The following is a 12,808-nucleotide window of genomic DNA, read 5'->3' on the forward strand; positions in this document are numbered from 1 at the left end:
GTCCTTGTTAGCGGGTCGCGTTCAGATACGGTTTGAGCCAGCCGAGACCGGCCGACGTGCCCGCGCGCGGCCGGTATTCGCAGCCGATATAGCCGTCGTAGCCGAGCGAGTCGATCAATTCGAGCAGATACGGGTAGTTCAGCTCGCCCGTATCGGGTTCATGGCGCTCCGGCACGCCGGCGATCTGAATGTGGCCGATGCCGGCCATATCGCGTTTGAGTTTCACCGCAAGGTCGCCTTCGACGATCTGGCAGTGGTAGCAGTCGAACTGCACCTTGAGATTTTCCGCGCCGACCTCCGCGCAGATCGCTTGTGCTTCGTCCTGACGGGTCAGAAAGAAGCCCGGCATGTCGCGCGTATTGATCGGCTCGATCACGACCATGATGCCTTCGGCCTGCGCCGCCTTGGCGGCATGCGCGAGATTGCTCAGATATACCTCGCGATGTTTCGCGCGCGACTGATCCGCGCCGATCAGGCCGGCCATCACATGCAGCTTGCGATTGCCGAGCACGCGAGCATAGTCGAGCGCGGTATCGATGCCGCGGCGGAATTCGTCTTCGCGGCCCGGCAGCGAGGCAATCCCACGTTCACCGCCGGCCCAGTCGCCGGGCGGCGCATTGAAAAGCGCTTGCGTCAGACCGCTCGCGTCGAGGCGTGCCTTGATCTCGTTGGCGGGGAAATCGTAGGGGAACAGAAACTCGACCGCTTCGAAGCTGTCTTGCGCCGCGGCGGCGAAACGGTCGAGGAAAGCGTGCTCGTTGTACATCATCGAGAGATTGGCGGCGAAGCGAGGCATGGCAGCGACTCCTTGAAAACGGTGTGATGCGGCGCGCGGCAGCGATGCATGGCGCGCGTGAGTGTCGGTTTACCGGTTGACCAGTTTGGCCGGCGTGAGCCACGTGGCGACCGCGCCGATCACGAGCATGCCGGCCAGCACATACATGCCGGTTTGCGTGCTATGCGTGAGATCCTTCAGATAGCCGATCATGTACGGGCTCGCGAAACCCGCGAGATTGCCGATCGAATTGATGATCGCGATACCGGCCGCGGCGGTCGCGCCGGACATGAACGCGGTGGGCAGCGACCAGAACAGCGGCGCGCAGGTCAGCACGCCGGCGGCAGCGAGCGAGAGAAACGCGATCGACACCACCGTGTTGTCCGCGAACGAAGCCGCCACCGTGAAGCCGACCGCACCGAACAGCGCCGGCACGATCAGATGCCAGCGGCGCTCACGGCGCTTGTCGGCACTGTGCCCCATCAGATTCATCACGACGATCGCGCAGAGGAACGGAATCGCGCTCAGCAACCCAATATTGAATGCGCCCGTCACGCCGGTCGATTTGACGAGCGTCGGCATCCAGAACGTCAGGCCGTATTGCCCGGTGACGAACGCGAAATAGATCAGCGACATCCACCACGTGCGCGGATCGCGGAACACCGCGCCGAGCGAATGCTTCTGGGTTTTCTCCTGCGGTTGCGCGGCGGCGATTTCATCGGTGAGCAGGCGCTTTTCGCGTTCGTTCAGCCACTTCGCGGCGGAGATGCCGTTGTCGAGATACAGGATCGTGGCGATGCCGATCGCGATGGCGGGGATCGCTTCGATCAGGAACATCCATTGCCAGCCCGCGAAGCCCGAGCTGTTGTGGAACGTCTGCATGATCCAGCCGGACAGCGGATTGCCGAAGATGCCCGACACCGGAATCGCCGACATGAACACCGCGATGATCTTCGCGCGCCGATGCGACGGGAACCAGTAGGTCAGATACAGAATCACGCCGGGATAGAAACCGGCTTCCGCGAGGCCGAGAAGAAAGCGCAAGATGTAGAACTGCATCGGCGTCTTCACGAATACGAACACGGCTGAGAGCAAGCCCCACGTAATCATGATCCGCGCGATCCAGATACGCGCGCCGAGCTTGTGCATCAGAATATTGCTCGGCAACTCGAACAGAAAATAGCCGATGAAGAACACGCCCGCGCCGAGCCCGAACACCGTCTCGCTGAATGCCAGGTCTTGCGACATTTGCAGTTTGGCAAAGCCGACATTCACGCGGTCCAGATAGGCGACCACATAGCAGAGCATCAGAAACGGCACGATGCGCCAGAATACTTTTTTATAGGTGCGCTCGACTTCCTCTGCGCCGGGCTGTCCTATGGCGGCTGCCGCGGTCGGGCGGCTGGATGCGGGCTGATACGAACTCATGCATTGTCTCCTTGAATGGATGGCGCGGCGCAGCGCATCGAGCGCGGCCGGCCTTTGTTATGTCGGTTGCCTACCACCGCGCGCCAAATACGGCGCGCAGTTCTTCGAGTGCGGCTTCGTCGAGCGGTGCGGGCCGCGGGTTCGTCATCAACCATAAACGCGCGGTCTCTTCGAGTTCTTCGAGCGCATACGCGGCTTGCGCCACGGAACGCTCCCACACGACCGGACCAAGACGTTCGAGCAGCACCGCGCGAACGCTGTCGGCGAGCGCGGCGATCTGTTCGGCGACTTGCGGATCGCCGGGCCGCTTGTAACGAATCAGGGGGACGTGGCCCACTTTCATCACGTAGTACGGCGTGATCGGCGGCAGCACGTCAGTCTCGCGCCAGACGCCCGCGAGCGTCAGCGCGACCAGATGCGTCGAATGCGTGTGGACGATGCCACGCGCCGCGCCGTTGCGCGCGTAGATGCCGCGATGCAAGGCCAGCGTTTTCGACGGCCGGCCGCCTGACACCGCGTTGCCGTCGAGATCGACCTTGGCGATATCGGCGGGATCGAGCCGGCCGAGGCAGGCATCGGTCGGGGTGATCAGCCAGCCGTCGTCGAGCCGCGCGCTGATGTTGCCGGCGGTGCCGACCGTGTAGCCGCGTCGATAGAGACTCGCGCCGGTTACGCAGATTTCCTCGCGAACGCGCGCTTCGTCCGTGGTATGGAGTGCGGGTGCGCCGGTCATTGCGCGGCTCCGTTCAGATGCCGCAGCGCTTTGTCGAAGAAGTCGGTCGCGCCGAAGTTGCCGGATTTCAATGCGAGCGCGAGCGGTTCGGCGCCGGTCGTGGCGGTGGCCGGCACGCCGGGATCGATCTGCGCGCCGATGCGCAGCGTGTGCACGTCGAGCGCCTGCACCACGGCGCCCGAGGTCTCGCCGCCCGCCACCACGAACTTGCGCACGCCGCGTTCGTGCAGACCGCGCGCGATCGACGCCAACGTGTTTTCAACCAGATGCCCCGCTTCATTCACGCCGAGCTGGCGTTGTACCGCCTTGACTTCGTCGGGCGTGGCGGTGGCATAGATCAACATGGGCTCGGATTTGTCGAGGTACGGCTGGGCGAAAGCCAGCGCCTGCTCGACGACGTTCTCGCCGCGCGCAGCCGCAAGCGGATCGACACGGAAAGCGGGCCGTGTAGAACGCCACTGCGCGACCTGGGCGTTGGTCGCTTTGGACGCGCTGCCGGCGAGCACCGCCGACAATCCGTTCACCCGAGGCAATTGCGCGGCATCGGCCTGCTCGTTCAGCAAACCCGCGCGGCGGAAGTTGGCCGGCAAACCCAGCGCGATACCTGAGCCGCCCGTGATCAACGTGAGATCGGCGCACGCTTCGCCGAGTATGGAGAGGTCGGCATCGGACACCGCATCGGCGATCGCCATGCGTACGCCTTCGTTGCGCAACGTATCGAAAGCGTCGCGCACAGCCGACACGCCTTGCGCCACGGTGTCATAACGCACGAGCCCGACTTTGGATTCGGTCTGCCGCTGCAGCACGCTCACGAGGTTCGCGTCGCGCATCGGCGTGAGCGGATGGTTCTCCATGCCCGACGCGTTGAGCAACGTGTCGCCGACGAACAGATGGCCGCGAAAGATCGTGCGGCCGTTCTCAGGAAATGCCGGACAGGCGATCGAGAACGCGCCAGCGTTGCCGTCGGCGGACAATGCGTCGAGCAACGCATCCGTGACCGGGCCGATATTGCCCGCGTCGGTCGAATCGAAGGTCGAGCAGTATTTGAAAAAGAACTGCCGGCAGCCTTGTGCGCGCAACCAGTCGAGCGCCGCGAGCGATTGCGCGACCGCGTCGGCGGCGGAAATGGTGCGCGATTTCAGCGCGACCACCAGCGCGTCGGCCTCCACCGTTTCATTCGATGCGGGCACGCCGATGGTCTGCACCGTGCGCATGCCGCCGCGCACCAGCATGTTGGCGAGATCGGTGGCGCCGGTGAAGTCGTCGGCGATGCAGCCGAGCAGCGCGCGTTTCGTGTTTGCCGTCATGACGCTGACCTCCTCACTTCGCCGCCGGCACATCGATGCCGGGGAAAATCTTGATCACCGCGGAATCGTCCTCACCGCCGTGACCGGCCGTGGACGCCATCATGAACATCTGATGCGCCGCCGCCGACAACGGCAGCGGGAATTTCGAGCGACGCGCGGTATCGAGCACGAGGCCGAGATCCTTGACGAAAATATCGACGGCCGACAGCGGCGTGTAGTCACCGTTCAGAATGTGCGGCACGCGGTTTTCGAACATCCACGAATTGCCCGCGCTGTGCGTGATGACTTCGTACAGCGCATCCGGATCGACGCCTTCGCGCAAGCCGAGCGCCATGGCTTCCGCGGCCACCGCAATATGCACGCCCGCCAACAGCTGATTGATGATCTTCACCTTCGAGCCTGCGCCGTGTTCCGAGCTGAGGCGATACACCTTGCCCGCCATTGCGGCCAGCACGTCCTCGCACGCAGCGTAGGCCGCCGCCGGCCCGGACGTCATCATGGTCATCTCACCGGCGGCCGCGCGCGCCGCGCCGCCGGAGACGGGTGCGTCGAGCATCTGCAAACCGGCCGCCTCGACGCGCTTGCCGAGTCCGATGGCGAAGTCCGGCGCCACGGTCGCGCTGGCGATCACCACGCCGCCCGGTTTCATAGCCGCGACCGCACCCCGCTCGCCGAACAGCACGGCTTCGGTTTGCGCGGCATTCACGACCAGCGTGACGACCACCTCGCACTGCGCACCGAGTTCGGCGGGCGTCGCGCAACCCACGCCCCCTTCCGCGACGAACGCATTCAATATCTCGCTGCGCAGATCGCAGGCATGGACCTTCAGACCCGCGCGCAGCAGCGAGCGCGCGACCCCCAGGCCCATTGCACCAAGACCGATGACACCGACATTTCTGGACATGCTTGACCTCTATGAATTCGTTGGACGCTCGCGCGTAACACTGGCCGTTCAAGCTCAGCGATGAAGCTCAGCAGATCCCCGCTTCCGCGAGACGCCGTGCCGCGTTGTACATATGCGTTCGCGCCGCGTTGCGCGCCGCCATCGGATCGCCGGCGCGAATCGCGGCGGCGATCGCCGCATGCTCTTCGCGCACCTGACGCGAAAAGTCCTCGCGCAACGCTTCGTTGCGGCGCGTGACGACCGTGCCGGCTTCGAGGTACTGATTCAGGAACGTGAGCGTTTTAAGGAAATACGGATTGCCCGTGGCCGCCGCGATCGCGCGATGGAACGCGACGTCTTCGGCCACGCCGTCCTCGCCTTCGGCCACCGCCTTGTCGATCTTCGCGAGCGCCGCGTCGATCGACACCATATCGGTGTCGCTGCGGCGCATCGCGGCTTCCGACGCGACTTCCGCCTCGATGGCGCGCCGTAGCGCGAGAATCTGCACCACCGAGCCGGGCTCGACCGCCTCGGCGTAGTCGATCCGCAGCGGCCGTGCCGTGCCGTGCGCGGCGACGAACACGCCGCTGCCCTGACGCGGCTCGACCACGCCTTCGTTCTTCAGCCGCGAGATCGCTTCGCGGATCACCGTGCGGCTCACGCCGAACTGCTGCGCCAGCACTGCCTCGGTCGGCAGCTTGCCGCCGCGCGCGAAAGTGCCTTTGTCGATCTGCTTGAGAAGCTGCTGCGCGACCGTGTCGCTCAGCGCTCGCGCAGGAATCTTGTCGAACATCGATGCCTCGATTGATCATGTTGTCGGGTCATCATACGAATTTTAGATGCCCGCTGCATCCATGCAAACCCTGGGATTTTTGTACGTCAGGCGGCAAAGTTGGCGAATCAGAAGGCTTAAGCTATCGTCACGCCTTTAGCGCGTCGCGCGGGATTCAAGCGTGGCGCGGGTCCGCAGTTCCTCGAACGCATCTTCAAGGTCCATGAGCAAAGCCCTGCCGCCGTCTTCCGCCGTTCCCGTCAGCGCCGAACCGGCCCCGGACAAACCGGGCGACTCCTATGTGCAGTCGTTCGCGCGCGGCCTCGCGGTGATCCGTGCGTTCGACGCCACGCGCCCTGAACAGACGCTGACCGACGTCGCCGCCGCCACCGGCCTCACGCGCGCCGGCGCGCGCCGCATTTTGCTGACCTTGCAGACGCTCGGCTATGTGGAGGCCGAAGGACGCCTGTTCCGCCTCACGCCGAAGATCCTCGATCTCGGCTTCGCGTATCTGACTTCCATGCCGTTCTGGAACCTCGCCGAGCCGGTGATGGAACAACTCTCCGCGCAGGTGCACGAGAGCGTCTCGGCAGCCGTGCTCGATCGCACCGAGATCGTCTACGTGCTGCGCGTGCCGACCCATAAGATCATGACGATCAACCTGTCGATCGGCAGCCGCTTGCCGGCCTATTGCACGTCGATGGGCCGCGTGCTGCTGGCCTCGCTCGACGACGAAGCGCTCGACGCGACGCTGGGTTCGACGCAGCTCTACGCACACACGCCGCGCACGGTCACCGACAAGGAAGAGTTGAAGAAGCTGATCGCGCAGGTGCGCCGCCAGGGCTGGGCGATCGTCGATCAGGAACTGGAAGGCGGTTTGATTTCGCTGTCCGCGCCGATCCGCAATCGCCAGGGGCGCGTGATCGCCGCGATGAATATCAGCGGCAATGCACAGCGCAATTCAGGCAAGCAGATGGTGAAGGCGTTTCTGGAGCCGCTGCAGCACGCCGCGCAAACCGTCTCGGAGATGGTGGCACGGCGCGGGTAATCTCGGACGCGGGGCTCCGCGCGATGGCAACGCCCTGTTCGAGCAAGCAATCAATCGATCGGCTTGTCCGCGGTTTCCTTCAGCATCGAGACCGCGATCAACGACACCACGACGCACGCCGCCACATAGCCAGCCGGCGCCAGCTTGCTGCCGGTCAGCTTGATCAGCCACGTGGCGACGAGCTGCGCGGTCCCGCCGAACACGCACACGCTCAACGCATACGCGATCGAAATGCCGGTAGCGCGCACGCGCCGCGGAAACGACTCGCACATCAAGGCGAATTCCGACGCCGAACCCATCGAATAAAACAGCAGCATCAGCGCGGTCAGCGACATGATGACTGGCAACTGCGGAAAGCGGTTGATCAGCATGAAGGCCGGAAACAGCAGCAGCACCAGCACGCCGCGGCCGAACAGGATCGGCCGCTTGCGGCTGCCGATGCGATCCGACAGCATGCCGAACAGCGGGCACGTGATCAGCATCACGAAGCCCGATGCGACGCCCACCAGCATCGACAGCGACATCGGCAGGCCGAGCGTATGGATCGCGTAGGTCGGCATGTAGAAGGTCAGGATGTAGGTCGAGACCGTGCCGCCCATCACCGTCAGCGTGATCAGGACGAGCGTGCGCACGTGCTGCGTGAAGAGTTCATGCAGCACGCCGCGCTCGATCGCGTGGCTGTGCGCGCTGGCCGCGTCGTCAGCCAGACGGCGGCGCAGGTACATGCCGACCGGCGCGATCAGCACTCCGAGCAGGAACGGAATGCGCCAGCCCCAGCTTTCCAGCGAGTCTTTCGGCAATGCGCCGGACAGCGCCGCCGCGATGCCCGAGCCCATCAGCGCCGCACCTCCCTGCGTGGCCAGTTGCCAGCTCGCGCGAAAACCGCGCCGCGTGCCGCCGCCCTGCTCGAGCAGCGTGGACGTGGCCGCGCCGAACTCTCCGCCTTGCGAGAAGCCTTGCACGAGACGCGCGAGCACGATCAGCACAGGTGCCGCCAAACCGATTTGCGCATAGGTCGGCGCGATGGCGATCAGGCCCGTGCTCACCGCCATCAGCATGATGGTTAGATTCAGCGCGGCTTTGCGGCCCTTGCGGTCCGCGTACACGCCGAGCATCACGCTGCCGAGCGGCCGCGTGATGAAGCCCGCCGCGAAGGTCGCCACCGACAGCAGCAGCGAAGTAGTCGGATCCGCCGACGGGAAATACAGCTTGCCGATGATCACGGCAAAAAAGCCGTACACGGTGAAGTCGAAGAACTCGAGCCAGTTGCCGATCACCGCGGCGGCAATCGCGCCACGGCTGGCGGGCTGGTTCGCGTCGACGGCGTGGCTCGGATGGGTCGTGGTACTCATCGCGTGGTCTTCCTCGTTGTTATCCTTGTGGGCGCCGGCTCACTGCGGCTTGTCTTGCAGAATCGATCACTGCCCCAGATAGCGCTCCACGAGCCGCGTCCAGAACGCCGCGCCGACCGGCAGGTTGCGGTCGTTGAAGTCGTAGTGCGGGTTGTGCACCATGCAGCCGTCCTCGCCCGCGCCGTTGCCGATGCGCAGGAACGTGCCCGGCCGTTTTTGCAGCATGAAGGCGAAGTCTTCGCTACCCATCAGGATGTCGGTCTGCGCGACCACCTTGTCGTCGCCGACCAGTTCGCGCGCCACCTCCACCGCGAAATCCGTTTCGGCATCCGAATTGACCACCACCGGATAGCCTTCGATGTACTCCACCACCGCCTTACCGCCATAGCTCGCGGCCTGACTTTCGGCGAGTTCGGTAATGCGCTTCTTCAGCAGCGCGCGCACTTCGGGGCTGAACGAACGCACGCTCAGCTCCAGTTTCGCGCTGCTCGAAATCACGTTGTTCGCGGTGCCCGCATGCATCGAGCCGACCGTTACCACCGCCGGCTGCGACGGATCGACGTTGCGCGCGACGATGGTCTGCAACGCCATCACGATGCTCGCCGCCACCACGACCGGATCGACGGTCAGATGCGGACGCGCCGCGTGGCCGCCGACGCCTTCAATCGTGATGATCGCCTTGTCGCCCGCCGACATGAACGGCCCTTTACGGAACAGCAGCACGCCCGGTTCTTCGCCGGGATGGTTGTGCACGCCGAACACGGCGTCGCACGGAAAGCGCTCGAACAGGCCGTCGTTGATCATCTTCAGCGCACCGCTGTCGATGCCGCTCTCCTCGGCCGGCTGAAAATACAGATGCACCGTGCCCGAAAAATTGCGCGTGGCCGCGAGACGTTGCGCGGCGCCGAGCAGCATCGTGGTGTGGCCGTCGTGACCGCATGCGTGCATCTTGCCGTGCGTGCCGCTCGCATACGGCAGGCCGGTTTGCTCGACGATCGGCAGCGCGTCCATGTCGGCGCGAATGCCGATACTGCGCTTGCCGTCGCCCACCTTCAGCGTGCCCACCACGCCCGTCTGGCCAACGCCGCGCGTGACCTGCCAGCCCCATTCTTCGAGCTTCCCGGCGACCAGCGCGCTCGTCTGGTGTTCCTCGTAGGCCAGTTCCGGGTGGTGGTGAATGTGATGGCGAATCTCGCGCAGGCTCTCGGCGGCGGGCGCCAGGTCGGACACTTCGGTAAAACGCGCGGCTTCGCTCATCTCTTGGGCTCCATGGATTCAGGCCGCATGAAAACGCGGCAAACAGGGCGAGCACTATAGCCACGCCGTTTTGTTCGAATAAGATGCTGTTTTGTTCACCCCGATTAACAACCGTTATATACGGGATTACCCCCATGAAACCGCAGCAGTTGCAAGCGTTCGTCGCCGCCGCCCATCACCGCAGTCTGCGCGCCGCCGCGCGCGAGCTCGGCGTGACGCAGCCGGCCGTCACGCACACGATCCGCGAACTCGAAAGCGCGTTGAATGCCGAGCTGATGGTGCGCAGCGTGCGCGGCATCGAGTTGACCGCATGCGGGCTTGCGTTGCTGCCACGCGCCGAGCAGTTGCTGGGCGACATGCGGCGCACGGTCGAAGCCGTCGAACAAGTGAAAGGAGAACTGGCCGGCCGGGTGAGCGTGGGCACCATGCCGTCGATCGCGCTCACGGCGCTGCCGCACGCGGTCTCGAAGTTTCGCCGCGCGATGCCGCTGGTCAATCTCCATCTGGAAGAAGTGACGATTCCGGACGCGGTCGCGCGTTTGCGCAACGGCGCGCTGGATATCGCGGCGATCCATCACGTGCAGGCGCTCGACAGCGATCTGGTGCAGGCGCCGCTCTACTCGACGCAGTTCGTCGTCGCCATGCGCGCCGGGCATCCGCTTGCCAACGTGACGCGCCTGCATGAGCTGCTCGACGCGGAATGGATCGTGACCGTGGGCGCCGATCACTTCCCGCACAGCGTGATGATGGCGATGTTCGCCGCGCACGGCTTGCCGGTGCCGAAGCGTTTGGTACGTGCGCCGTCGTCGTTCGCGGTGACGCTCGGCCTCGTGTCGCAAACCGATGTGATCGGCTGCTTCACGCGGCCGCTTGCGCAGATGGTCGCGCCGCTCGGCATCCGCGTCGCGCAGATCGCAGAGGCGCTGCCGAACTACGATCTCAGCATCATTTCGCGGCGCGGCCTGCTGCCGACGCCGGCCGTGCTGCAGTTCGTGTCGTGCCTGCAGGATGCGACTCGGGAGAGTATGGCCGCGGCCGGATAGTACGGCTTACTGAACGTCGGCTTCCGCCTTTAAAAACGCAATCAACTCATGTCCCGCTTCGTCGAGTACGCCGGAATTGTCGATCGTGGTGCAGCGCACGCCATCGGGCAACGAGAACGGCGCGCGGCGCGCGAGCCGCGCCGCCACCTGTTCCGCCGACTCACGAGCCCGCGCGCCGAGCCGCGCTTCGAGAATATGCGGCGCGGCGTCCACGTGCACCACTCCCGTGTGCGGATAACGCGCCAGCACATGCTGCAAATGCTGCCGTGAGCCGTTGACGACCACCGTGCAGCCGCGTGCAAGCCACGCATCGATTTCGATACCGATGCCATAGCGCAGCGAGTGGCTCGACCACTCGAGCGCGAACAGGCCGAGCACGGAACGCGCCGCGAACTCTTCGACACTCAATGCCACATGCGCCTCGCCATTGCCGCTCGGCCGCGTGATATAGCGATGCGCGAACAGAATCGGCTCGCCCATCAAATGCTTGCGCGCGAACTCCAGCAACGAATCCTTGCCCGCGCCGGACGGCCCCATTACATAAATCAAACGACCTGTCATTGTTATTTCACCTCGTCGGTCCGGAATGGCACACGCTGCCACAACACGAACGGCTCACCGGGCGCCGGTTCGACGAAGAGCGCGGCGTGGTCGACAAGCAGCGGCCCGAGCGCGGGCGTTCGCGCTTGCCACCATGCGACCAGCGTGGCGCGTTCCTGCGCATCGGCGAGCGAACTGGAAAGCGTCATATGAAAACGGAATTCGTCGAGCACGTATGGATAATCCCATTCCATCAGCAACGCGCGCTGCCGTTCGCTGAGCGGAGCTGCCAAACGACGCGCCAGCTCAGCGGCGGACTGGCGCGCGCGCAAGGCATCGAGCGTTTGCAACGCGCTCGCGGCCACATTACGAATGTTGCTTTCGCCCTCTGGGTCGGCCGGTCTGAGTGCAACGAAGTCGCCGAGCGTCGCGGCTTCCACCGGCAACGCAAATGCGCTTTGCGTTTGCGCCCATTCACGCGTGGCTTGCAATACGTGTGCCTGCGTCACGCCATCGGCGAGCCGAAACGGCGCGACCAGTGTGCCGTGCCAGCCGTAGCGGCGCGGTGCTTCGGTCAACTCGAAAAGTGGACGTGCGAGTTCCGAAGGTTGCGGCGCCTCGCACCGCTCACCGCTTTCCGCGTCGCGCGCGAGCCACGCCGACCCAGCCTGCCACCACGCCGATTCACGCGAGGGCGCGTAATACACGGCAAAACGAGCCTCGGCGTTCCATTCACCGCCGCTCACAGGTCGTGCTCCACCAGCAGTTGCACGCGGTCCGCGGCGAAGTGCGTGAAGCCGTATTTGACGGGCGTGCCTTGCAGATCGACATCGACGTTTTCGACCCACAGCACCGGTTGCTGACGATTGATATTCAAACGCCGCGCCACCTCCGGCTCGGGCAGCACGCTGCCGATGCGGCTCCACTTGCGCAGATAGTCGTTCACACCGAATTCCGCCATGGCCTTGGTGATACCGCCGGTGCGCTCCAGCACTTCCGGCAGGTCCGCGAAACGCGCCGCCGGATACCAGTTGCGCGCGAACGTGAGCGGCACCCCGTCGGACTCATGCAGCGATTCGATCCGATAAACCGATGCGCCGGCCCGCAGGCTCAACGCTTTTGCCACGCTCGGCTCGGCCTTCACTCGCGCGGCCGACAACATCGTGCCCGCCGCCGCGTGATGCTGCTGGCGCAAGTTTTCTGTAAACCGCGTGCGGCGGCCAATCGTATAGTCGATGGCGCCCGGTTGCACGAAGGTGCCGCGCCCCTGCTCAACGCTGACGAGGCCCAGCGCCGCAAGACCCAGCATGGCCCGGCGCACGGTATGCCGGTTCACGTCGAAGCGTTTGGCCAGTTCGCCCTCGCTCGGCAGGCGCCCTTCTTCGCCGAAACCGCTGGCGGCGATTTCCGCCGCCAGGATCTGCTCGATCTGCCGCCACACGGCAACGCCCGCGCCGCGTTCGAGCATCGTGCCCGGCGTCGCGTTGTCGTTCGATGTCATGGTGCTGTCATTCCCTTGGGTTCAAATATTCGCTATGACGTGCATTGTAGTGCGCAAGCCGTGATGGAAATATGAAACGGCCGTCATGCGCTATACGGCTCGACAAGCATATCCCTAAACGTCTAGACGTTTAGATGAATAGATGGTCAAATGTCTACTCGCTGGATCA

At 64.6% G+C, this 12,808-nt stretch carries 13 protein-coding genes; 2 read left to right on the forward strand and 11 right to left on the reverse strand.

The window, feature by feature from the left end; translation table 11 throughout:
* Positions 1 to 7: 7 nt before the first annotated feature.
* From otnI to B0G75_RS11730, 6 genes are all read right to left on the reverse strand, one after another.
* Entirely contained in the window at positions 8 to 796 is a 789-nt protein-coding gene (otnI, locus tag B0G75_RS11705; RefSeq protein WP_106304843.1) for a 2-oxo-tetronate isomerase, read from the reverse strand.
* A 69-nt stretch (positions 797 to 865) separates the two neighbouring features.
* Positions 866 to 2,203, reverse strand: coding sequence for an MFS transporter (locus B0G75_RS11710; RefSeq protein ID WP_106304846.1), 1,338 nt, complete (start codon positions 2,201 to 2,203; stop codon positions 866 to 868).
* Positions 2,204 to 2,273: 70 nt separating this feature from the next.
* The gene (locus B0G75_RS11715) at positions 2,274 to 2,936 is read right to left on the reverse strand and encodes an aldolase (RefSeq protein WP_106304849.1); all 663 of its coding nucleotides are present in this window, start codon (positions 2,934 to 2,936) and stop codon (positions 2,274 to 2,276) included.
* Entirely contained in the window at positions 2,933 to 4,243 is a 1,311-nt protein-coding gene (otnK, locus tag B0G75_RS11720; RefSeq protein ID WP_106304852.1) for a 3-oxo-tetronate kinase, read from the reverse strand. The genes B0G75_RS11715 and otnK overlap by 4 nt, the downstream gene beginning before the upstream one ends.
* A 13-nt stretch (positions 4,244 to 4,256) precedes the next feature.
* Positions 4,257 to 5,147 carry an L-threonate dehydrogenase gene (gene ltnD, locus B0G75_RS11725; protein WP_106304855.1) on the reverse strand — a complete coding sequence of 297 codons (891 nt, stop codon included), beginning with the start codon at positions 5,145 to 5,147 and terminating at the stop codon, positions 4,257 to 4,259.
* 67 nt (positions 5,148 to 5,214) lie between these two features.
* Positions 5,215 to 5,919 carry a FadR/GntR family transcriptional regulator gene (locus B0G75_RS11730; protein ID WP_106304858.1) on the reverse strand — a complete coding sequence of 235 codons (705 nt, stop codon included), beginning with the start codon at positions 5,917 to 5,919 and terminating at the stop codon, positions 5,215 to 5,217.
* Between the two features lie 202 nt (positions 5,920 to 6,121).
* On the opposite strand from B0G75_RS11730, the gene B0G75_RS11735 reads away from it, so the two are divergent.
* The gene (locus B0G75_RS11735) at positions 6,122 to 6,946 is read left to right on the forward strand and encodes an IclR family transcriptional regulator (protein ID WP_106304862.1); all 825 of its coding nucleotides are present in this window, start codon (positions 6,122 to 6,124) and stop codon (positions 6,944 to 6,946) included.
* A gap of 50 nt (positions 6,947 to 6,996) precedes the next feature.
* On the opposite strand, the gene B0G75_RS11740 is transcribed toward B0G75_RS11735, so the two are convergent.
* Both B0G75_RS11740 and B0G75_RS11745 read right to left on the reverse strand, forming a co-directional pair.
* Complete coding sequence (locus B0G75_RS11740; protein WP_106304865.1) at positions 6,997 to 8,298, reverse strand: MFS transporter; 1,302 nt, start codon at positions 8,296 to 8,298, stop codon at positions 6,997 to 6,999.
* Between the two features lie 66 nt (positions 8,299 to 8,364).
* On the reverse strand, positions 8,365 to 9,555 hold the full coding sequence (locus B0G75_RS11745; protein WP_106304868.1) for a M20 aminoacylase family protein: 1,191 nt from the start codon (positions 9,553 to 9,555) through the stop codon (positions 8,365 to 8,367).
* A 134-nt stretch (positions 9,556 to 9,689) separates the two neighbouring features.
* Between B0G75_RS11745 and B0G75_RS11750 the strand changes: the two genes are divergently transcribed.
* A complete protein-coding gene (locus B0G75_RS11750) occupies positions 9,690 to 10,598 on the forward strand; it encodes a LysR family transcriptional regulator (RefSeq protein WP_106304871.1) in 909 nt (302 codons plus the stop codon).
* A gap of 6 nt (positions 10,599 to 10,604) precedes the next feature.
* Here the strand turns inward: B0G75_RS11750 and phnN are convergent, their stop codons facing one another.
* From phnN to phnF, 3 genes are read right to left on the reverse strand one after another with little or no spacing between them, the layout of a single operon-like run.
* Positions 10,605 to 11,159: a phosphonate metabolism protein/1,5-bisphosphokinase (PRPP-forming) PhnN gene (gene phnN, locus B0G75_RS11755; protein WP_106304873.1), complete on the reverse strand. Its 555-nt coding sequence runs from the start codon at positions 11,157 to 11,159 to the stop codon at positions 10,605 to 10,607.
* A 2-nt stretch (positions 11,160 to 11,161) separates the two neighbouring features.
* The gene (locus B0G75_RS11760) at positions 11,162 to 11,884 is read right to left on the reverse strand and encodes a DUF1045 domain-containing protein (protein WP_106304876.1); all 723 of its coding nucleotides are present in this window, start codon (positions 11,882 to 11,884) and stop codon (positions 11,162 to 11,164) included.
* Positions 11,881 to 12,639, reverse strand: coding sequence for a phosphonate metabolism transcriptional regulator PhnF (gene phnF / locus B0G75_RS11765; RefSeq protein WP_106304879.1), 759 nt, complete (start codon positions 12,637 to 12,639; stop codon positions 11,881 to 11,883). Before phnF ends, B0G75_RS11760 begins: the two co-directional genes overlap by 4 nt.
* Positions 12,640 to 12,808 lie beyond the last annotated feature (169 nt).

The organism is Paraburkholderia sp. BL18I3N2, assembly GCF_003001875.1.
Classification (GTDB): domain Bacteria; phylum Pseudomonadota; class Gammaproteobacteria; order Burkholderiales; family Burkholderiaceae; genus Paraburkholderia; species Paraburkholderia phytofirmans.